Origin of the sequence: Chryseosolibacter histidinae (genome assembly GCF_018598225.1) — a bacterium.
Lineage (GTDB): Bacteria > Bacteroidota > Bacteroidia > Cytophagales > Cyclobacteriaceae > Chryseosolibacter > Chryseosolibacter histidini.
Genome location: NZ_JAHESF010000017.1, coordinates 84,011 through 105,071 on the forward strand (window position 1 = coordinate 84,011; position 21,061 = coordinate 105,071).

14 protein-coding genes are annotated in these 21,061 nt (G+C 52.8%); 5 read left to right on the forward strand and 9 right to left on the reverse strand.

Annotation, left to right across the window (positions count from 1 at the left end; all coding sequences use genetic code 11):
- Positions 1-4: 4 nt before the first annotated feature.
- The 9 genes from KK083_RS17835 to KK083_RS17875 all read right to left on the reverse strand — a co-directional run bounded on the left by KK083_RS17835 (position 5) and on the right by KK083_RS17875 (position 15,280).
- Positions 5-1,231: a M14 family metallopeptidase gene (locus KK083_RS17835; protein WP_254165517.1), complete on the reverse strand. Its 1,227-nt coding sequence runs from the start codon at positions 1,229-1,231 to the stop codon at positions 5-7.
- Entirely contained in the window at positions 1,228-5,106 is a 3,879-nt protein-coding gene (locus KK083_RS17840) for a lamin tail domain-containing protein (protein ID WP_254165519.1), read from the reverse strand. Before KK083_RS17840 ends, KK083_RS17835 begins: the two co-directional genes overlap by 4 nt.
- Before the next feature lie 29 nt (positions 5,107-5,135).
- On the reverse strand, positions 5,136-6,539 hold the full coding sequence (locus KK083_RS17845) for a SusD/RagB family nutrient-binding outer membrane lipoprotein (RefSeq protein ID WP_254165521.1): 1,404 nt from the start codon (positions 6,537-6,539) through the stop codon (positions 5,136-5,138).
- Positions 6,540-6,546: 7 nt separating this feature from the next.
- On the reverse strand, positions 6,547-10,086 hold the full coding sequence (locus KK083_RS17850) for a SusC/RagA family TonB-linked outer membrane protein (RefSeq protein WP_254165530.1): 3,540 nt from the start codon (positions 10,084-10,086) through the stop codon (positions 6,547-6,549).
- A gap of 28 nt (positions 10,087-10,114) precedes the next feature.
- Positions 10,115-11,119, reverse strand: a complete 1,005-nt coding sequence (locus tag KK083_RS17855) for a FecR family protein (protein WP_254165532.1) — start codon at positions 11,117-11,119, stop codon at positions 10,115-10,117.
- A 54-nt stretch (positions 11,120-11,173) separates the two neighbouring features.
- Positions 11,174-11,380 carry a hypothetical protein gene (locus KK083_RS17860; RefSeq protein WP_254165534.1) on the reverse strand — a complete coding sequence of 69 codons (207 nt, stop codon included), beginning with the start codon at positions 11,378-11,380 and terminating at the stop codon, positions 11,174-11,176.
- A gap of 82 nt (positions 11,381-11,462) precedes the next feature.
- Positions 11,463-12,044 (reverse strand): RNA polymerase sigma factor, encoded by a 582-nt coding sequence (locus tag KK083_RS17865; protein WP_254165536.1) that lies wholly within the window; start codon positions 12,042-12,044, stop codon positions 11,463-11,465.
- A 105-nt stretch (positions 12,045-12,149) separates the two neighbouring features.
- Positions 12,150-13,160 carry a sugar phosphate isomerase/epimerase family protein gene (locus KK083_RS17870; RefSeq protein ID WP_254165538.1) on the reverse strand — a complete coding sequence of 337 codons (1,011 nt, stop codon included), beginning with the start codon at positions 13,158-13,160 and terminating at the stop codon, positions 12,150-12,152.
- A 383-nt stretch (positions 13,161-13,543) separates the two neighbouring features.
- A complete protein-coding gene (locus tag KK083_RS17875) occupies positions 13,544-15,280 on the reverse strand; it encodes a PQQ-dependent sugar dehydrogenase (protein WP_254165540.1) in 1,737 nt (578 codons plus the stop codon).
- Positions 15,281-15,565: 285 nt separating this feature from the next.
- Between KK083_RS17875 and KK083_RS17880 the strand changes: the two genes are divergently transcribed.
- From KK083_RS17880 to KK083_RS17900, 5 genes are all read left to right on the forward strand, one after another.
- Positions 15,566-17,206 (forward strand): ABC-F family ATP-binding cassette domain-containing protein, encoded by a 1,641-nt coding sequence (locus tag KK083_RS17880; RefSeq protein WP_254165542.1) that lies wholly within the window; start codon positions 15,566-15,568, stop codon positions 17,204-17,206.
- A gap of 174 nt (positions 17,207-17,380) precedes the next feature.
- Positions 17,381-18,214 (forward strand): rhomboid family protein, encoded by an 834-nt coding sequence (locus tag KK083_RS17885; RefSeq protein ID WP_254165544.1) that lies wholly within the window; start codon positions 17,381-17,383, stop codon positions 18,212-18,214.
- 286 nt (positions 18,215-18,500) lie between these two features.
- On the forward strand, positions 18,501-19,094 hold the full coding sequence (locus KK083_RS17890; RefSeq protein ID WP_254165546.1) for a DUF6436 domain-containing protein: 594 nt from the start codon (positions 18,501-18,503) through the stop codon (positions 19,092-19,094).
- Positions 19,091-20,128 (forward strand): hypothetical protein, encoded by a 1,038-nt coding sequence (locus KK083_RS17895; RefSeq protein WP_254165548.1) that lies wholly within the window; start codon positions 19,091-19,093, stop codon positions 20,126-20,128. Before KK083_RS17890 ends, KK083_RS17895 begins: the two co-directional genes overlap by 4 nt.
- Positions 20,129-20,742: 614 nt before the next feature.
- Positions 20,743-20,979, forward strand: a complete 237-nt coding sequence (locus KK083_RS17900) for a hypothetical protein (protein WP_254165550.1) — start codon at positions 20,743-20,745, stop codon at positions 20,977-20,979.
- Positions 20,980-21,061: the final 82 nt, after the last annotated feature.

Sequence of the window (21,061 nt, forward strand, 5' to 3'; positions counted from 1 at the left end):
ATGATCACTTTTTATTTTTTCTTCCGGATGTTTTTTCCAGTAATACTTTCATCAGCTCATCTGCGGCCGTCTCTCCTATTCGTTTCAGCAGTTGCCGGTCCGTTCCATCACCTACTTCATACGTCACCGCTTCTGCGCCGAACTGTTTGTAGATCCAGTTCTTGGAGGTAGCCGATCCGATGCCATGGAAGCTCTGGTTGACCTTGTAGTCAGGAATTGCCCGCTGGATCGCCGCCAGCCAGCGCTGGGTGATGGACTGTTTTTCTTCTGTCACGATGTAGAACACATCTTCCTCTGTGGAGTGAAAATCGAGGCAGAACTGCAACGCATCACCGTTCGCGGCAAGCGCTTTCAGGTAACCGCTCACAGCGCGTGTTTCGGGTTGGAGAAATTTGTCCCAGTCGCGGTTGAGGTCAACACCGCCTGCGTTGTGACGCCAGTGCCCCAGGTCAACGCCATCGGGATTGATGGAAGGGATCACGATCACATCGAATTTTTTTCTGAACCTGGACGACAGCCTGTTCTTCGCCAGTATGCGCTCCGTGAAAGCCTGCATGGCCTGGTAGCCCGTGACCTCGGGCGGATGTTGCCGTGAGAGCACTACGAGTGTATTGGCGTTTCTCTTATCGCCGATGCGAAAAGAAACCACAGGCCGATCCAGGATACTGTATCCGATGACCCGTTTTTTCAGCGATGAAAATTTATCAGCCAGGCTATCCGCCCAATACAAGGCCTCTGATGAAGGGATCAGCTCCTGCGCCGCAACCCACAAGGTATCCGCACCTGTGGTGAAACGAAGTGTTACATCTTCGTTGCTCGTGGTCACGTTCGACTTCTCCATGTCCTTCCAACGTTTTCCATCGGTGCTCAGCTTCGGATGGTAGCGGTGCGTGCCATAGGTGTAATGCAATGTTACATACACATCCTTCCGGCGATCACTCCACAGCTTGAAAGCGTACCACGGACTCTTGTTGATAGGCTCATTCTCTGGCGTTATATTCACCTGGAACACCGAATCGTTGACCTTGAGCGGCGTGCCCAGCCTTGCCCCTGCAAAATTGCCGGAGAAATGAACACCGTTATCAAAAGAATGGATCCGGCGCGACTGAAGATCTACTTTCACGAGGTCTTTCTGTATTGTGTCACGCCCGGTTTCCGCAAGCGGGGTCATGGCGCACAGGCAAGCCGTTGTTATCAGTAGTACCCACATTGTTCCTAAGAATTGTTTCATGGCATCACGATAAAGGTTCCCTTGCCCAGTGTTTTTCCGTTTCCGGTTCCTCGCACGGTATAGAAGTAGAGGCCCTCGTTGAGCCCTTCCAGATCAATGCTTGCTTCGCCTGTGATCGCACGAGCTTGCCTTACTGTTCTACCGGTCACGTCTGCAATTACATAGTCGAACGGCAGATCGGCCTGCATTGTCACGAGCGTGGCGGAGGTCCTGGCAGGATTCGGATAGAAGCTGACGGCAGCTACTCCCTTCGTTGAAATTCCCGTTGTGAGATCGCCAAAAGGCCAGCCATTGGCTTTTATTCCTGGAGAGAACAGGATACCATTGGCATTCTCGGCCTGCGAGTGCGGTACATAATAACCGGTGATGTCGGGACTTCTTGTGAGCGATTGTTTGATGTTACCATCGGTACCATACGTGAAGGACGATTGCAGCTCGCCAGCCTTGTTTCGCAGTACAAGCGCTGTGCCATTGTCCGTGAGCCCGAGTCCTCCTTCCGAGGCCAGCTGAAATTTACTTCCACCAAAGAATCCTAGGGGAATGCCACCGCCAAAAACGACCAGCGCCTTACGCGGTTCCAGTTTTGTGCCAGGCAAAAAGACGTGGCGGAGAACATCGGTGCCACTGTATAATTTCCACCCGCCCATGTCGATCACCTGATCGGTAACGTTCACCAGTTCCACAAACTCATCTTCGGAAGCGCTCCGTGCACCATCGTGGTTGGCATCGCCGCTGATGTCGGAGGCGGGTGCCGCGTGCACTTCGTTAAAGATCACAGGCATATCGTTGTCGTAGATGCGGAACTGGAAGGCCTTGTTCTTGCCGGGCGCAGCGTGGTCTCCCCCGCTTACATTTTTGATCTGCAGCACAAACACCTCGTCACCTTCCAGCAACTGATCGTCGTTGATAACAATGTTGATGTACTGGGTCTCCGATTCGCCAGGCGCAAAGGTGAGCGAAGAAGGCGAGAATGAAAGCTCGTTGTCAGGATCCGGAGACACCAGTCCGATCTCCAGCGTGGTGGATTGCGTGGCATGGGCACGCTCAATGGTCACTGCCACGGGCGAAGGCGAAGCGTCCTGCTCGTAACGGCCACCGGCCACTGTAGCGAACTGCACGGTGGTACCCGTGATCTCGATGAATGGTGTGCCGTCTGACTTGAAACCTGCGGAATGCTGATGCTGCCTGCCGTCTTCCAGCAGCACCGAGGGGTGGTTGGCAATGGCGCGCTGCTGTGCATCGAATGTAAATGCGCCGCCATCGGGTGTTCTTGTGATCGAAATGCCCGCAAAGGACGACGATTCACTGAAGTAGGTCACCTCATCCTGCAAGACTCCGGATGCGTCCAGCAACCTTACTGTAGCGCTTTGGTCGGTAAGCGACAGGCCTATGGCGCCGGTGCCATCATCCGCTGTTTGCACCACCGACCCACCGAAAGCACCTTCGTCAGGATCTGGTCCTCCGAACAGAAGCACCGCACCACGGGCAGGCACTACCGTAGCTTCAGGGAAAATGTGCTGCAGTGTTCCCGTGCCCGAGCCGGTCATCACCCGCCATCCACTGATGTCGAGCGCTCCTGCCGAAATGTTCATGAACTCAATAAATTCATCGTTGGTGGTGCTGCGCGTGCCATCGCCGTTGGTATCTCCGTTCGGTGCAAGCTCCAGGCGCGGGTGGATCTCATTGATCACGAGAAGCTGACCGGGAACGGCATCGTCATCTGCAACGGTAAGGGTAAATGTGCTGATGGCGCCTACCGTAGCATTGCTTCCGCCCTGCACATTCTGCAGCGTAAATGTAAATACCTTGTTGCTTTCCGCAATGGCATCGTCATGGAGTGTGATTGTTACTGTCTGATCGGTAGATACACCTCCAGCAAAATTCACCGTTGCCGGCTGATATCCGTTCAGGTCGGCAGCATCGCCCTGGGTGAGCACGACGGTTGCCGACGTAGCGTTGATGGCATGTGGATGAGCAATAGTAATCTTCAGGGTGTATGTGCCATCGGCCTCATGTATGGAAGCACTGCCGGCGTTGAACGACACAAGTGTTGCATCAATGAAATTTGTACCATCCGCTTTTGTACCCGGAGAAATTGTCTTCCCTGCCAGCATGGGATGCGCGATGTAGGCGTTGCCAGTGACCTCCGGGTCCAGCACCCGCGACACACTGTTGACGGTCTCCGCTTCGGCGTAGGTGTATGCTGTCTGAACAACACCCAGCGCATTTTTCACCTGGATGGTTGTTCCCGTGTTGCTCAGACCCAATCCTGTATTGGCCGTGCCGGAGACCACGCCGAAGAATACACGGCTTCCGCCGATCTTCAAAGGTGCCGGCGATTGCCCGGTATGCCATCCTCCGAAAACCACCAGCGCTTCGCCAGGTTCCAGCACAGTGCCGGCATCGAAGGTGAAACGCAGTGTTGCAGGTGAGCCTGCATAGATCGCCCAGCCACCGATGTCGAGGCTACTGGCACCCGCATTCACCAGCTCGATAAACTCGTCATTATTACCATTGATATTGCCATCGCCGTTGGCATCCACACCCGTGCCACTGGCCGAGGGGAATGCGCAGAACTCGTTGATCTTCAACGGTGACACGTCGTCGTCATCAACGGTGAGTGTGAACGTGCTGATGGCGCCGATCTCCGCGCTTCCGCCAGGCTGACTCTGGTTCTGCAGGCTGAACGTAAACGTTTCATCCGCCTCCACCTCGGTGTTATTTACGATGGTAACGGTCACCGTACGATTAGCAGAGCTGTTGGCAGGAAAGGTCACCAGCTGTGTACTATAGGTAATATCAGCAGCCGCATTGCTGGTGGTGATCGCAACTTCCACGGAAGTGGTCAGCGTTGGCGAAGGTGACTGAATGGACAGTGTGAGCTGGTAAGTACCGGCGCCCTCGGCCACAGTAGCCGAAGCTGATGCAAAAGACACGCTGGTAACATCGTTGTCCAGCAAGGTAAGTGTAAAAGTAGAAGGCGTGTATGCAACAGCGCCGATCCCGCCTGACACATTCTGAATGGCAAAAGTAAGCTGCTCGTTTCCCTCGAGCAGTGCGTCATCTACTATGGTGATGGGAATGGTGACCTGTGTCTCTCCCGCGGCAACGGTATGGGTAACCTGAAAGTCAACATCATCATTGTGGGCGGAAGTGAGTGCCAGATCAAATGTGGTGGCAACCGTTGGCGAAGCTCCTTCCAGCGCCACAACCAGGTTATAATTCCCACTGTTCTCGTTCTTTGAGTCAGCTGTTAACGCAAACTTAACTTTGGTAATAAAGGGTGTACCGTCTTTTCTTGTTCCGGGTGAGATGAACTTACCGTTGAGTGTGAGGTGCGCTGCAAAGGCACTTGTACCATCGGCGTCGGTTGACCTGACGAAAGATGTTCCGCTGGTAGCAGAAGGGTACGCATAGGTATCGATCACGGTGGCACCGTTCCTGACCTCGATGGCATCGCCGGTGTTGACCAGGCCTAACCCCGCAGAAGGTGTTGTTCCTAAAAACAGGCGGCTCCCGTTGAAGGTGGCCGGCGCGGTTCCTGTGTATCCACCAAAGACCAGGATGGCCTCTCCTGCTGCCAGTATGGTGCCGGAGGGAAATGTAAACCGGTTAGAGCCTGAGGGGCCGTCCCATACAGACCATCCGCTGATGTCAAGCGTGCCGCCGCTCACGTTCACCAGTTCAACAAACTCATCGGTGAAGGCGCTGGTCGTTCCATCATTGTTCGCATCCACCGGGGTGGGCGCGCTCGATCCTGCAGGCCACGGCAGAACCTCGTTAATGATCAGTTGCGCTGTTGAAACATTGCTGAAAGCGAGCACAAACATTATCCCGCACAATACCTTCAGTTTCATTGTATAAAAATTCTTCATATCCTTCAGGTTATGGATCTGTTCTTTATCTAGTTCGATTTAAACGCCCACAGATCGTTGTCGAGCTTGTGGCCTCCCTGGCGCTCGATGGCTTCGAGGTAATGCGCATGATTGGCACTGCGTTCGCTCTGCGGATAGAGATACCGTCGCGGGATCACCGGCACACCTTCGCTGAAGAAGCTGGTCTGTGCGTTCGGTGTTGGCGTCAGCACCGGGTACCCCGTGCGTCTGTAATCCACCCAAGCCTCGATCGTACCCTGACCGTACAGGGCTATGTATTTCTGCTCCACGATCTGCTTCAGCCTGTCTTCGTACGTTTGTTGCGCGCTGAACGCTCCCTGTGTATTGACATAATTCTGGTAAGCAGTTTCCGTCAGGCCGATGCGGGTCATGTTGGCGGTGATAGCCTTCTTCAGCGACTCTGCCGCTTTCACGTCATCGCCCAGGCGCAGGTAAGCTTCTGCCCTGATGAACTCCACTTCTGCGTACGAGATGAGTGGAATGGGTGTGGTGTACGTGGTCCAGAAAACACCGGTGCCGGAGATGTCGTAGACGCTTCCGGACCTGGCGCCATAATACGTGAGACGCGGATCGTTGCGCGAGGTCATTAAATTGACAAGGTATGTGCCCAGCTCCATCTGCCCTGCCCTGTCAACTGCGAAAAAAGCCAGCGGGTTGCCACCGTTGGGGGTATTCTCAAAGGGGAAGTCAGGCTGCAGGGAATTGCTGCCAATGCTTCCCATGGCCAGCTCCGTGAGCGCTTTGACGGCTGCGTCGTTGTCAACCTTTGTCAGGTGAAGATAATAGCGCGCCTTGAGCGCCCTGGCCGTGGCAGCCCACCGTGCCATGTTACCACCAAAGACCAGGTCGTCGGCCTTCGGTGCAAAGAGCCCGGGAGACCGTGCGAAGTCAAACAAGGCCTCGTCCAGCAGTCGCTGGATGGTTGCGTAAACTTCCTGTTGTGTGTCATAAAGCGGTGTGAGATTGGCTTCGCCCTGGAACGCGTCGCTGTAAGGTACATCGCCCCACAATGAAGTGGCCAGTGCCAGGTTATACGCCATCAGCACTTTGGCCACACCGCGGTAATGCGGCAGGTTTTGTGCGTTGGATTTCTGGATGATGATGTTGCAATCTTTCATCGCGCCTACATACAATCCGGTGCGCCAGTAGTCGTCGATGATGTTCTCGTCCAGCACGTAGTTCATATAACTCTCGGGCTGAAGGCTGGTGCCTTTGAAATGCTGGATCACGGTGCCGGTGACCCGCGCGCCAATGGAGCCGGCATTGCGGGCAGACTGTGCCTGCGCGGCGGGCAGGATGTTCCAGACATCCACATCCTGGAGGCGTGTAGGGTCTGTGTTGGTGTCGCCGAAGTCGCACGCCATCAGTATCAGCAGCATCAGAAAACAGCTCTTGATCGAATATCGCTTCATGATTCTTTTATTTCAGGGTGAATTGAAGGGTTGCGCCAAAACTTTTGGTATTCGGCATATTGAAGTAGTCCCAACCGGCGTCGCTCGAAGCACCCCGCAGGTTTGTTTCCGGGTCGATGCCGGTATAGGATGTGAAGAGCAGCAGGTTCTTGGCGTACAGGGTAAGCTTTGCACCACTCAGCAGGTTTGCCGTCCTGAACTTGGGAAATGTATAGCTCAGCGACACGTTGCGCAGTCTTACCCACGATCCGTCCTCGATCACATCTTCGGCAACACCATACGTGCCGGACCTTCTCCAGCGGATTCCGGTGAGGCCGTTCACGGGATTGGCAAAATCTACCGGCGTGGTGTTCACCTGCCCTTCGGCGGTAACGCCGTCATAAACGAAGTTCTCGATGGTGCGCTGCTCGCCGGTCTCCTTCGAAATGCCCAGGTAGTTCAGGAAGCCACGGGTTCCGTTCCAGATGTCACCACCTTTGCGGATATCCCAGAGGAACGAGAACGAAAGGCTCTTATAGGTAAGTGTGTTGGTAATGCCCGACAACCAATCGGGATTGGGATCGCCCACAACGCCCTGCACATCGTTGATCACAGGCCAGCCGTCGTTTCCAATGATAAGCTTACCCGCCTCATTCCTTTTATATTTGGTACCATACAAAACACCGTACGGTTGTCCTTCAACGATCAGTGACGATAATCCCGTAAAGGAAGCCAGCGAAATGGATTCAACATTATCAGGCACGTCAGTCACAATGTTACGGTTGTGCGTGAAGTTCACCACGATCTCCCAGGTAAAGTTCTTCTGCTCGATGGGCATCCCGGACAACACTACTTCGATCCCTTTGTTCTCGATGGTTCCTGCATTCTTCCGGTAGCTCGCGTAACCCGACGGTGCCGCTACCAGCGCCGTGACGATCTGGTCATCTGAAACGATCTTGTAAGCGGTGACATCCACGCCGATCCTTCCGTTAATGAATTTAAGGTCTGCGCCTGCCTCATACGTGGTAGACAACTCCGCGCGAAGCTTGTTGTTGCCGAGCACCGAGCTGCGCTCGAAAGCGGTTGTTCCATAGGCGGGAAAGTTCACACCGCCAATGATGTCGTCGCCATCCAGCACCGCGCCATCGTAGTAAGTTCCGGTGGCATAAATAGAGGCATCGTTCCCTGCCTGGCCATAGGACGCCCGCAGCTTGGCATACGAAAGCAGGTGCTGCGCCGGAAGATGCAACAGCTCCGAAACCACGAGGCCAGCACTGATGGCGGGATAAAAGAACGAGTTGTTAGCCCTGGGCAACGTGGAAGACCAGTCGTTGCGGCCACTCAGGTTCAGCAGTAAAAGATCTTTGTACGAAAGCTTGACGTCGGCATACAAGCCTGCAACTTTTCGGCGGGTCATGCTTTCGTCAGAAGTAACCGTTTTTGCATTCAGGATGTTGTAGAAACCCGGAATGACCAGCTCTTTCCCGGAGGCGCTTTGCGTGACGAAATGGGTGCTGAAGAAGTTGTGGCCAACCGTGGCATTGAGCTCGAGGTTTTCGTTCAGCTGCCGGTGAATGAGCAGCATCAGGTCTGAGTTGATATCGGTGTTTGTTCGCACAGATTGCGAGACGGTGCCATAAGGCTCCGACGCCGAGTTCACGTCGATGGCCGAGTTGCGGCGGTCGGTAAAATGGTCGACCCCCACCTTGTACTGTGCCTTGATACCTTTGGCAATCTCATAGCCAAGGCTGAAGTTGCCCATGAACCGGTTCACATTGTCTCTCCACGGCGCATGGTTCACGGTAAAGAACGGGTTATCGTACTTCACGTTGGCCGTGCTGGCATTCCAGGCGAAAGCGCGTTGTTCGCCATTACTGAGCTGGTAGGTTGTGGGATCGTCTGCAGCATTGCGTCCTTGAAGACCGTTGCCGATATCGAACGTGGGCGTTGTACGCAACACGCCTGACATCACACCTGATACCATGTTGCCGCGTAGTACCCTGTCGCCACCGGAGTTCACAAACATGGCCGAAGTGCCCAGTGTAAATCGCGGCGAGAGATTCACATCCACATTAGACCTGAACGATGTGCGCTGGAAGGTTGCGTTAGGCACAACGCCCGTCTGATCGAGCTTGGCCGCCGAAACATAATATTTAACCAGGTCGTTTCCCCCCGATACTGACAGGTTATGGTCAAGGGTATGCCCGTTGACGAAGAAGGTCTCATACGGATCGTACGCTTTCGCGGGATTGCCATTGCCGGTACCCCTGGGCACAAGCCGACCGTTGCGATCGTATGGATAACGGTTTTCGTTGTTGAACTCCAGCTCGCTGATGAGCGGCCCCCACGAGTTGATGTTGGCGGCGCTTGAAGTACCCGGATCTATGTAAGCGTATACACCGCCTGAAGGAGCTCCCTGCGCATACAGGCTCTGCCTCGGTGGCAGCTTGTTTACCTGGTCGAGCGAATAAGATGACGTGAGCATGATCACCGGGGCACTTTTCTTACCACGTTTGGTGGTGATCACCACGGCACCATTGGCGGCGCGGATGCCATACAACGCGGTGGCTGCAGGCCCCTTCAGCACCGACATGGACTCAATATCCATGGCATTAAAATCGATGGCCCGGTTGGAAACATCCACGCCGGTAGAACCGTTGCCGGAGATCCCATTGTCAACGGGCACGCCATCCACCACGAAGAGCGGGCTGTTGGTGTCGCGGAACGATTTGTTACCACGGATACGGATGGCTGCCGAAGCTCCCGGCGAGCCTGACGAAGACGTGACCTGCACACCGGCCACCTTGCCGCTGAGGGCGGAGACGAGGTTTGCATCCCGCGCATTGGCAACCTGCTCTGCATTTACATTCTGGATGGAATAGGCCAGCTGCCGTTTATCTGCCTCGAGGCCAATGGCAGTGACCACCACTTCTCCCAGCGTTGTGATATCCTGTACCAGTGAAACATCGATCACCGTGCGCTCCCCTACTGTCTCCTCCACGGTTTTGTAACCGATGAAGCTGAACACGAGCACTGCATCGACGGAAGGGACTTCAATGGTATAGGTTCCATCAATGGATGTGAAGGTACCGATGGAAGTTCCTTTCACATAGATGTTCACCCCGGGAACGCCGGCGTTATTTTCGTCGTGCAGGGTCACCTTTCCGCTGACGGTCTGTTTGATGTAAGCACCTGACCTGCTGGCAGTGAGTCCAGAGGCCACGGGGGCGCCCGGAAATGCTGCGCCCGAATTATCATCCGTTCCCGCATTGTTCTTATCCGGTGCAACCACATACGTGTTGCCATTGATCTTTTCCCACTTGAAACGGAACGGAGCAAGCACCGGCTTCAGCGCATCTTCAATGTCGCCCGAAAGTACCAGCGCACTTTTGGAAACAGTCTTTCCCTGGAGGTTCGATGCCTCGTAAAGAAAATATACGTTATAAGTTTTTTGGATTGCCTTCAATGCCTCCGTGAGGGTAAGCTGCTCATCGGCCTGGGCGACGCCGTTGCTCTTACAACAGAGCAGCAAGACAAGTGAAGCAAACGCAATGTAGAAATATTTCATAGGTAGTGGTTAAGGCTTCAGGTAAGGATCACATTTTCTTTTCGAGAATGATCTGGTTGTCTTTCTGCGTCACTTTGATATCGAAAGAGCGTGAAAGGGCCTCCAGCAACACATCGATGCTCGGCACGGGGATCTCTCCCGAGAGCACCCGGTTCTTCAGCGACTCTTCACGGATGAGCACTTCCTTGCCGTAATTCTCTTCGATGAGGATCGCCACTTCATACAGCGGCGTGTTGTCGAAGATGAACTTGTGATCTTTCCAAGACGAGTAGATCTCGGGATTTACACGCTGCTTCTTCACACGGTTGGTAACAGGCGACAGGGTGACCAGGTCTCCCGGTTTCATCATCACACGCACGGTATCGCGGTCATCATCTTTTTGCAGCGCCACCCTACCGGTATTCAGCACCACGGTGGTCTCCTGCTTGCGGTTGTTCACATTGAACGAGGTGCCCAGCACTTCCACCCGTGTATTTTTTGAATGCACAATAAAACGGCCATCGGCAGTGTTCCGCTTCTTCACCTCAAAAAAAGCTTCGCCCGTGAGCCACACCTCGCGCGGTTCATCGTCGGCCCAGCTGGCGGCGTACGAAAGCCTGGAATTGGCATTCAGCATCACCGACGATCCGTCAGGAAGTGATACTTCTGCTATTTCTCCAAAAGCTGTAGCATGAGTGATGTCGCGATTCAAAACAAAGAGCCAGACAAAAGTTGCGAGAAACGCGAGCGCGGCCACGGACGCTGCCCAGCGGTAGCGGTACCAGGGTGAAGTGTTCTGCTGCGCTCCCCTATTAATAGCATCCGACAAGCGTTGCCACTCAGCATTCACTACCTGGTCGGGCAGCGTTTTGCGGTTGAAGGTCGGCCCTTTGATAACCCATGCCGCGGCGTCGAACATCTGGCGTTTATCCGGATGCCCGGTGCGCTGCGCTTCCCAGAAGCTGATGGACTCCGCATTACTTTTTTCCACGTATTCGATAAAGGATCGATCCTGGATCAGGTCTTCAAGTGTATAGTGCTCAATGTCTTTCATTGTAGAGAATAATTTTTTGCGTCAGTTGCGCTCCCTTCCGGAAGGGTGCTATCGTTAAAGAATAGTGATGCTTTTATGGCGTGCCGCTGCGGCAACTGAAACAGGTTCCGCCGTTTTCACAGGACCGCTGGCGGGTGCAGGGCTTTCGGCAGAAAGGCTGTTCTTTTCAGCGTGGGCCGGGAGATCTTGCAGCGCGGCTGGCTTTGGAAGGAGACCGTATTCGGACAGGTTCTCCGGTGAATTTACATTTTCTGGTTTCATGCCTTTATGGGGTATAATCATGATTTCCACCCCAAGAGGCACGAGATTATATTTTTTACTCAGTAAATACCGATTTTTTTTATCAGGCGTAATAATGATATAAAAAGGAAGCCAGGAGCCACATTTTTATATTGTCGCGCAGGGTTTTGAGGCCACGCTGCAGGAGATTGGCCACCGACTGATAGTTCATAGACATCATCTCGGCGATCTCATCGTTGCTGAGATCCTCATAATATTTGAGGTAGAGCGCCTCTTTCTGGCGTTTGGGCAGGGTGTTGAGCAGGTCTGCAAAAAGTTTCTTCTGGGCATCGTCCGCCTCCGTCTGCACGAGCAGATCTTCCGGTGAAAATTCGATATCGACCTCTGCGGAGAGCGCGTGCAGTGTGATGCGTTTTTTGTCGCGGTCTAAACGGCGCACGAGATCACGCTTCAGCGCCTTGAGCAGGTAGAACCTGACAGACTTTACGTCACCTGCATTTTCGCGGTTGTTCCAGAGCCGGAAGAATAATTCGTGAATGGTATCTTTAACGGTATCAGTGTTGCCACAGATCTTCAGACCATAATAATAGAGACTGTTATAATGCGCAAAGTAGATCGCAGAAAAGGCCTGCTGGTCACCTCTTCTGAATTGCTCCCAATATGTTGAATCCTCCTCTCCGCTCATCCGAAGTTAAAAGTTTAAAATTTAAAGTTTAAAGTTATGGATCGCAAACTTTCCTTCGATTCTCCAACTTTAAACCTGAAACTTTAAACCTAAAACTTCAAACTTTCAACTTAACGCCTTCCTGCAGAACTCCACACACTTCGCCACCTCTTTCACGGCATCGGAGCCTTCAGGGATGTCATATTCGAGCTCAACGGTTGCCGGGAATTTGTATTTGTTCTTCTTCATCAGCTGGAGCACCTTCGCGATGGGTGTATCACCTTCGCCCCAGGGCATGTTGGCGCCACCGTTCTCTTTCGATTTACGGTCTTTGATATGCATGCTGTAGATGCGATCGTGCTTTTGTTCGAGCAACGGTATTGGGTCGAAGCCCGCGGCCACGTAGTGCCCGATGTCACAATTGAGTCCGTTGTATTTGGCCTGTGCCAGGGCTTCGTCCCAGGCGGTGATGGTTTGCTGCAGGTGACCGTGATAGGCTACCGCGATCTTATGCTGGTCCGCGAGCGCACCGAGTCGTTTGGACTGTGCCGGATCGTTCGGAAGCTCTACGGTGACGTGGCTGGCACCCAATACTTTTGCCACGCGCAGGGCGTAGTCGATCTCCGCATCGGTGTTGTTTGCTCCCAGCGCGCTGGGCTTCCATGCGTAGATGCTCACGCCAGCATCCTTATACATTTTGGCGAGCTGCTTGAACTTGTCCATGCTCACGGAGGCGCGCCATGCTGCGAGCTCTTTTGCCTTTGCGGCCTGTTCTTCTTTCTGCTCGGGTGTGAGTGTCGGTCGCGGGCCTTGTGGTGCCGGCCTTGGCTCGGTTGACGTGTTCGGTGCTCCGGCAAATGCTTCAGCTGTTGTGCCCATCAGCTCCAGGGCGCTCACATTGGCATCGATACAATATTTAAGCACCTGCTCTGCATTCACAGGCAATGACCTGAACGAATAGGTAATGGCGCCGATCTGAACGCCGTTGAACTTTGAGTTGGGTTTACCGAGGTTGGTAATGATGGCTGGCGCTCCGAACACAGACTTGCTGAAGGCGAGCCCCGCCACAGCCGTAGCAGCGCTTCCTATGAATTGTCTGCGGGTGGCAGTTGTTGAAGGGATGTTGATCTTGCTCATATTGTTAAATTAAGAGTATTGCTTCAATGGAACTGTTCTATCGCTGGTTGGAATCGCCGTATCCCCGGTCGGAAATGCGCTAACTCCTATTGGAAACGCTCTTTTTCCTTAAGGAAATACTCCTTCTCCTTAACGAAATGCTCCTTCTCCTTAAGGAAATGCCCCTTCTTCTTAAGGAAATGCTCCGTCTTCTATTGGAAATATTCCGTCTCCGATTGGAAATGTCTCATCTCCTATCGGAAATGCCTCATCTCATTAAGGAAATGCTTCATCTCCTTGAGGAAATGCTCCGTCTTCCATTGGAAATATTCCGTCTTCGATTGGAAATGTCTCATCTCCTATCGGAAATGCGTTATCTGCAATGGGTAATTCTGCTCTTCGAATCAGACACCTTCTTTCGCAAGCCTTGCCTTTTTGAGCTTGTACACTTTTCCATCGGGCTTCGTCAGGATATAAATTTCTCCTGAATGATCGCGGCCAAATCGCAGGTCAACCTTTTTCGCACCACAAAGCGCTGTCAACGTTTGGGGTGATCCGTTCAGCGTCACTTTCCATTCGCTGATCCTCGCCTGGCTTCCCAGCTTCAGGTCTTTCATCTCTACATAGAACAGCCTGCCCTTCACAATATCGCCGAACAGGTATTTACCTTTCAATTCAGGAATGGCCGTTCCCCAGTATTCATAACCACCGGAGATCGCGTTTCCTTCATCATGATCATATTGCGCCACGGGATATGTGACGTCGAGCTTTGCGTCGTCTGACGGCAAGGCCAGCACGTTGCTCATGTTGGCGTTGGCATCCATCACAAAAGTACCTTCGCGTGTATGCCAGCCGTAGTCGTGGCCGGGTAAGATGATGTTGAGCGCTTCAATGTTATGATGGCCGATGTTGGAAGCGAGTATCTGTCCGGCCCTGCTCCACGAGATGCGATGAGGATTGCGAAATCCGTAAGCGTAGATCTCACGAACGGTGTTGGGGTCGGCACGGTTTACGAACGGGTTGGTTTGGGGGATGCCGTATTTTCCATTGGCGCTGTTGCTTCCCGCAGGATCGATGCGGATGATGGTACCCCAGATCCTGTTCGGACTGTGCGCCAGGAAAGGATAACCTTTCTCCACGCTGGCGCCATCGCCGATACCGATGTACAACAAACCATAGTCTTCGCTGCCGGGTTTGGCCAGCGGGTTGAAGGTGATCTCCTGCACACCATGGTAGGAACCAACCATGTTGATCCTGAGCAGCTCGCGGCCCTCACCTTTGAAGGGGAACGCTTCCGGCGTTGGCGTTTTCCATTCCGTAAGCACCCATTGCAGGGTTACTGGAATTGAGTCGTTGTAAGTGAAATCAGCTTTGCCCGCGTCCGGGCCTTCCACATGGGTAGTGTACAGGAGGCCGTTCCGTTGAAACTCCGGGTGGAAAGCAAAGCTGCCGAACCCTGTTGCAAGACCCGGCTGGTGAATGAACTTCGGGCGCAGGGCCGGCATGTCCATGTACAACTTAGGCTGGTTGTTCTGCAGCTGATAAAGTTTGCCACGAAGGTCGACCACGAACAGCGCATAGGTGCCAGGCTGATGGTCGAGCTTGCAGATGCGGGTGAGCTGCCCCTCCTGGCTCGACGCGGGGATCTGCGTTACCAGCTCCATCTCCACAACGAGGTCTGACATGGCGATCGGTTCGGGAATCGGATCCTTCAACGCATCGGGATGGTCGGGTTTGCGTTTCTTCGATTTGCGGGTATGCAGGTAAGCGATGATGCCATTGATCTGCTCGTCTGTATAGCTGGCGAAAGAAGGCATCACGGTCTTATATTTCTCATGCAGGATCGCCGCCCGCTCGTCTCCCGAAGCGATCACCGCTTCGGGATTCCTGATGAAACTTCTGATCCAATCGGCCGTGACTGCCGATGTAATGCCACCTAGCTGCGGCCCGATGCCATCGTTGCTGAAGTTATGGCACGCGCTGCAGTTCTGTGTAAAAGTGTTTTGCCCCAGGGCTATTGTGGCCGAGTCGGTAGCGATGCCCTGGTCGGATGCCGTGGCGTCGGCTTGCTTAAAACTACAGGAGCTCAGGTAAGGCAGCATGGCCAGCACAAGCAGTACGGGAACGACTCGGATTTTCATCAGTTCATTGCAAACGTTGTCATACCAAATCTAGAAGTTAAAATCAGAATCCAAAACCCGTGTGATGCTGCCGGTTACCGTCTTGGTTTAATGGTTGCCAGTTAAAAAATGGTGGCAGTTGCCGGTTACCGGTTGCCAGTTCCGTTTGGTCTTATGAATTATGGTCATGCTACGGGCCCCAAAAGAATTGAAACCCTGATGTATAATAATACACCGCACGAACCGGTCACCCGGCAACTGGCAACCGGTAACTTTTGTTATCTTTGCCGCTTATTTTTATCGATCATGATCTCTGTAGACGCGGTAAGTGTTGAGTTTAGCGGTTCGGCCCTCTTTAGCAACATCACTTTTAACATCAACGAAAACGACAGGATAGCCCTGATGGGCAAAAATGGAGCGGGAAAGTCCACGCTTTTGAAGATCATTGCGGGCGTTAACAAACCTACCCGTGGCAAGGTGTCGGCTCCCAAGGACGCCGTGATCGCCTACCTGCCGCAGCATTTGCTCACAGAAGACAATGCCACCGTGTTTGAAGAGGCATCGAAAGCCTTTTCGAAGATCCTGAACATGAAAAAGCAGATGGACGAGCTTAACACGCAGCTCGAAACGCGCACGGATTACGAATCGGATGAATATGCAAAGATCATCGAGCAGGTCTCCGAGCTCAGCGAAAAATACTACTCCATCGAAGAGATCAACTTCGATGCGGAAGTGGAAAAGACTCTCATGGGCCTAGGCTTCCTCAGGTCTGATTTCACAAGGCCCACCAGCGAGTTCAGCGGCGGATGGCGCATGCGCATCGAGCTGGCCAAGATCCTGCTGCAGAAGCCTGACCTGATCCTGCTCGACGAGCCCACCAACCACATGGACATCGAATCCATCCAGTGGCTGGAGGAGTTCCTCATCAACAACGCCAAGGCGGTGATCGTCATTTCGCACGACAAAACTTTCGTGGACAACCTGACCAACCGCACCATCGAAGTGACGATGGGCCGGATCTACGACTACAAAACAAACTATACCCACTACCTGCAGCTTCGCAAGGAGCGTCGCGAACAGCAACAGAAGCAGTTCGACGATCAGCAAAAACAAATTGCCGAGATCCAGGAATTCATCGAACGGTTCAAAGGCACCTATTCGAAAACGCTCCAGGTGCAATCACGGGTGAAGATGCTGGAGAAAATGGAGATCGTGCAGGTGGACGAAGTAGACACTTCATCGCTGAACCTGCGATTCCCTCCTGCCCCGCGTTCGGGAAATTATCCTGTGATCACCGACGGCCTCACCAAACGTTACGGCAATCATCTTGTATTTCAGGATGCCACCATTACTATCAACCGCGGCGAGAAAGTAGCCTTTGTCGGGAAGAACGGAGAAGGAAAATCCACGCTGGTAAAGGCGATCATGGGCGAGATCGACTACGAAGGGAAGCTTCAGCTCGGGCATAACTCGCTGATCGGCTACTTCGCGCAGAACCAGGCATCGCTCCTGGACGAATCCATCTCCATCTACCATACCATCGAACAGATCTGCCCCGACGATATGCGTCCCCAGATCAAAAATATTCTCGGCGCCTTCATGTTCAGCGGCGACGACATCGACAAAAAAGTGAAAGTGCTGAGCGGTGGAGAAAAGACACGCCTGGCCATGATCCGTCTGCTGCTGCAACCGGTGAACCTGCTGATCCTCGACGAGCCCACCAACCACCTCGACATCAAAACCAAGGATGTGCTCAAGGAAGCCCTCAAGGCCTTCGATGGAACGCTGATCCTCGTTTCGCACGACCGCGACTTCCTCGACGGGCTGGCCAATAAGGTGTTCGAATTCGGGAACAAACGCATCCGCGAACATTTCGAAGACATCAACGGCTTCCTGCGCAACAAGAAAATGGAGAACTTGCGGGAGATCGAGCGGACGAAAGCCTGACACTAGGTTGCCGGTTACCAGTTGCCAGTTAGTGACGTGTTGCGACTCTTCGTGGACCTTATATTTGAATCGTAGTCCAGTAGTAAAGTATACATCGCAAGAACCGGCTACCCGGCAACCGGTAACTGGCAACTAATTCGTACCTTTAGTACGAATTTACTTTCCAAGACCCCCATGGAAAATTCAGGTATATTCGCATTCAGCGTATTGCTCGTCACCGGTTTTATATCCTACAAGGGCATGACGGACCCGCGTTATTTTGACCGTTATTCTTTTCAGATCGATGGCATCCTGGTTCATAAGGAATACAAACGGCTGATCAGCTCGGGGTTCCTGCATTCGGGATGGATGCATTTTATCTTCAACATGCTGGCCATGTATTCCTTCAGCGGCCCGTTGGAATCTGCCCTCGGTATCGGGCCTCTGCTCGGGCTCTACTTCGGCAGTTTGATCGGGGGAAACCTGCTGGCCCTGTACATTCACCGGAACCATGCCGACTACACCGCGGTGGGCGCATCGGGTGCCGTGACCGGAATGGTTTTCGCGGCCATCGCGCTTTTTCCTGGCATGCAGCTCGGCCTGCTCTTCTTGCCTTTCCACCTGCCAAGCTGGGCCTTCGGTCTGCTCTATGTGCTCTACTGCATTTATGGTATCAGGTCGCAGCGCGATAACATCGGCCATGAAGCACACCTCGGCGGCGGCCTCATCGGCATGGCCATTGCTATCGCGATATTCCCGCAGGTGCTTTGGCTCAATTATGTGCCGGTACTACTCGTCGCCATCCCCTCCGTTGTATTCCTTTACTTCATCTTCACCCGTCCGGATTTTCTGCTGGTAGACAATCCATTCGGGAAAAACCGCGGTTTCTCTACGGTGGAAGACCGTTACAACACTCAAAAGCGGAGCAATCAGAAGAAGCTCGACGCGCTGCTGGACAAGATCAACAACGCGGGGATTGAAAGCCTGTCGAAAGAAGAAAAAGAGGATCTGGAGAAGCTGAGTAAATAGATTTGAGACTTGAGATGTGAGATATGAGATTTGAGACCTGCTCTCCTGGTTCGATTCCGTGCTCCGTATATTTTCCCGGCCTTGGCATATAAAATTCAGCGCTGGGCCCATCTCCCGCCGTTCGTGGTTCACAATCGTTACCGGGAGCATGTCATTAGGCGCGCTGCTTTGAAAAAATGCACCGCTCATTGAAAAAAACATGCGTCGTAACAGATTCTTAACCGGGATCAGGATTTTATGTCGTATCTTTAAGGTTTTTATGCGCATTCTAGGGGTTAGTTTGATCTTGTTCGCAGTCTTTTCGGGGATTGCATTGATCTTCTGGTACCAGGAGGCGCAATACCTTTTACCCACGCCCGTGCCGGCAAACTACAAGGCTGTTTTACCGAATGAAGTGCTCCGGTTCGACACAACCCTGCTGCCGCAACAACACGCCAGGCCCAAGCTCCTGCATTTTTTTAGTCCCGATTGCCCCTGCTCACGTTTCAACCTCAAACATTTCCTTTCGCTGAACAAGGACTATCGCGACAAGATAGATTTTTACGTAGTGGTCGCCAAAAGCGAAGATGTGACATCAGCACAATACATGGTAGAACGAAAAGTGCCGGTGCTGGTAGACAAGGGTGAGAAGCTGGCAAAAGCGTGCGGCGTCTACGCGACCCCGCAGGCAACCATTATTCAGACCGATAACAAACTGTATTTCAGAGGCAATTACAATCGCTCCAGGTACTGTACTGATAAGAACAGCAACTTTGTGCAGATGGCCCTGGATTCATTGATCGCGTTCAAGGCGCCGCCGCAGTTCAGCGCGCTGGCCACGCAATCGTATGGGTGCAGCATTGCTCAGGAAGATGAAGTTGAACCGCTATCCGTACAATGAAGACGATCTCGCTCAGCAAGGAAGACATCACGAAACTTTATGCGGATATCAACGCAAAGGCAGACCGCATCATTGCGCGCCTGCTCCTGCTCATGTTCGCCTTCGGCATCTTCATAGCCCTCTTTTATGAAACATGGCTGGTTGCAGTGGGCGTTGGCGGCCTGTGCCTGTTCGCCTATTTCGTCACCAAACGACTGCTTCCTGAATCGAACCTTTATCAATATGTGCTCAGTGCCATCAGCGCTGTTTTTGCCGCGCAATACATTTACCAGATGCACGGCATGGCGGAGATGCACTTCTGGGTATTCATCAGCTCCACGGCGCTGATCATCTACCACAACTGGAAGCTGCAGATCCCGCTGATCCTGATCGTTTACCTTCACCACGGCGCGTTTGCCTACCTTCAGTACATGGGGTACCAGGAGGTCTATTTTACGCAGCTCGAATACATGGACCTCACCACGTTCATCTTTCATGCTGTGCTGGCTACGGGCGTGTGCCTCGTCTCCGGTATATGGGGTTACAACATTCGCAAGCGTACCCTGCAGGATGCCCTGAACATCAAAACACTTTCGGCTTTACGCAAAGAGGTTGAAGACCTCAACAAAGACCTGATGAGCGTGAACCGGGATGTGAAGGAAAAGAACGAAGAGCTCCGGGCTTCCGAAGAAGAGCTGCTGGCCTCCGCCGAAGAGCTCAAGCAGATCAATGAGAACCTCAACAACCTGGTGGAGAACCGTACGCAAGCCCTTATCAACCAGAACAAAACGCTCATGCAGCACGCGTTCATCAACTCTCATAAGGTGCGCAGCCCGCTGGCGCGGATCCTCGGACTGGTGAACCTGCTGGGGCATGAAGTCAATCTCACCGGCAACGGCAAAGAAGTGCTCAGGCACCTTAGTCTTTCCGCCAGCGAGCTAGACGATATTCTCAAAGAAGTTCGTATCAACCTGGAAGAAGCCGAGTTTAAAGAGGAAACACCAGACCAGGGTCCACAAAGCTCACAATCGCCGGTAGGCAGCCAGATATTTTAGAGTCCATAGCTGATGGTCCATAGTCCATGGCCGTGCAGCGTGAACTTCAACTGATCCTATTGACCTCCCTACCATGGACTATCGACCATGGACCATGGACTTCCCGCCGTTGGTAACATTGCAGCGACAATTAGTAACATTCATTTATTAAGAATTCCTGTGGCTATTCCATTCTGTCTCCTCGTTTGTTGCACACCATTGCATATGGCTTGATGAAGTCCTCCATCATCATTTGACGCCAGGCGTTCGTCGCACACTCGTTCCCGGGAACGGCGGCGGTGCGCTTTCGCTTCAGAACGAGTCACGGAGCTGATACCGTTCTCTTCGTTAATCGCCAGCAGCCATGGGGTTGTTGTAAACGGACAAGGCGTTGTTCAGATGTGGACAGCGCCGCATGAGGCTACCGTTAAAAACAAATCCATTTTATATTTTTCGCTTTGGCAAAACATTTGTGTTTCGCGGAAGAAAACCTTAACTCGGTTTTAGAATCTGGTCCGATGAAAGATCAGCAGCGATAACAGGTAACTTTTTGAATATGGCGCAGTTTACCTTGACCGGACATAAAGTAGCCATGAATAGTAACTTTTTTGCTCTTAAGACCATCTTACCTGTGCATGGGCACCCCTGATGAAATCCCGCATGAATTCGAAGAACTGGTAATTCTTTTCCTGGAAAAAAGGATTACCGACGAGCAGATTTCATCGCTGGAAGAATGGCTCGAAAAGGACGACATCTATCTCTATTATTTTGACGAGATCAACACCATCTACCAGCTCGGCATCGTACAACGCCTGAACCCGGAGAAGATGAAGCAGGTTTGGGAGAAGGTGGTGAAGAAGCTGAAAGGGTAGCCAGTTTAAAGTTTAAGGTTTAAAGTTTAAGGTTTAAGGTTTGGTGAAGGTGTTTGTCAAGGGGTATCGGTTTGGTTGCCTG

Excerpts from the sequence above, each read along its gene's own strand:
- KK083_RS17835 (WP_254165517.1), bottom strand. The coding sequence starts at position 1,231 with ATGAAACAATTCTTAGGAACAATGTGGGTACTACTGATAACAACGGCT.
- KK083_RS17840 (WP_254165519.1), bottom strand. The coding sequence starts at position 5,106 with ATGAAGAATTTTTATACAATGAAACTGAAGGTATTGTGCGGGATAATG.
- KK083_RS17845 (WP_254165521.1), bottom strand. The coding sequence starts at position 6,539 with ATGAAGCGATATTCGATCAAGAGCTGTTTTCTGATGCTGCTGATACTG.
- KK083_RS17850 (WP_254165530.1), bottom strand. The coding sequence starts at position 10,086 with ATGAAATATTTCTACATTGCGTTTGCTTCACTTGTCTTGCTGCTCTGT.
- KK083_RS17855 (WP_254165532.1), bottom strand. The coding sequence starts at position 11,119 with ATGAAAGACATTGAGCACTATACACTTGAAGACCTGATCCAGGATCGA.
- KK083_RS17860 (WP_254165534.1), bottom strand. The coding sequence starts at position 11,380 with ATGAAACCAGAAAATGTAAATTCACCGGAGAACCTGTCCGAATACGGT.
- KK083_RS17865 (WP_254165536.1), bottom strand. The coding sequence starts at position 12,044 with ATGAGCGGAGAGGAGGATTCAACATATTGGGAGCAATTCAGAAGAGGT.
- KK083_RS17870 (WP_254165538.1), bottom strand. The coding sequence starts at position 13,160 with ATGAGCAAGATCAACATCCCTTCAACAACTGCCACCCGCAGACAATTC.
- KK083_RS17875 (WP_254165540.1), bottom strand. The coding sequence starts at position 15,280 with ATGAAAATCCGAGTCGTTCCCGTACTGCTTGTGCTGGCCATGCTGCCT.
- KK083_RS17880 (WP_254165542.1), top strand. The coding sequence starts at position 15,566 with ATGATCTCTGTAGACGCGGTAAGTGTTGAGTTTAGCGGTTCGGCCCTC.
- KK083_RS17885 (WP_254165544.1), top strand. The coding sequence starts at position 17,381 with ATGGAAAATTCAGGTATATTCGCATTCAGCGTATTGCTCGTCACCGGT.
- KK083_RS17895 (WP_254165548.1), top strand. The coding sequence starts at position 19,091 with ATGAAGACGATCTCGCTCAGCAAGGAAGACATCACGAAACTTTATGCG.
- KK083_RS17900 (WP_254165550.1), top strand. The coding sequence starts at position 20,743 with ATGGGCACCCCTGATGAAATCCCGCATGAATTCGAAGAACTGGTAATT.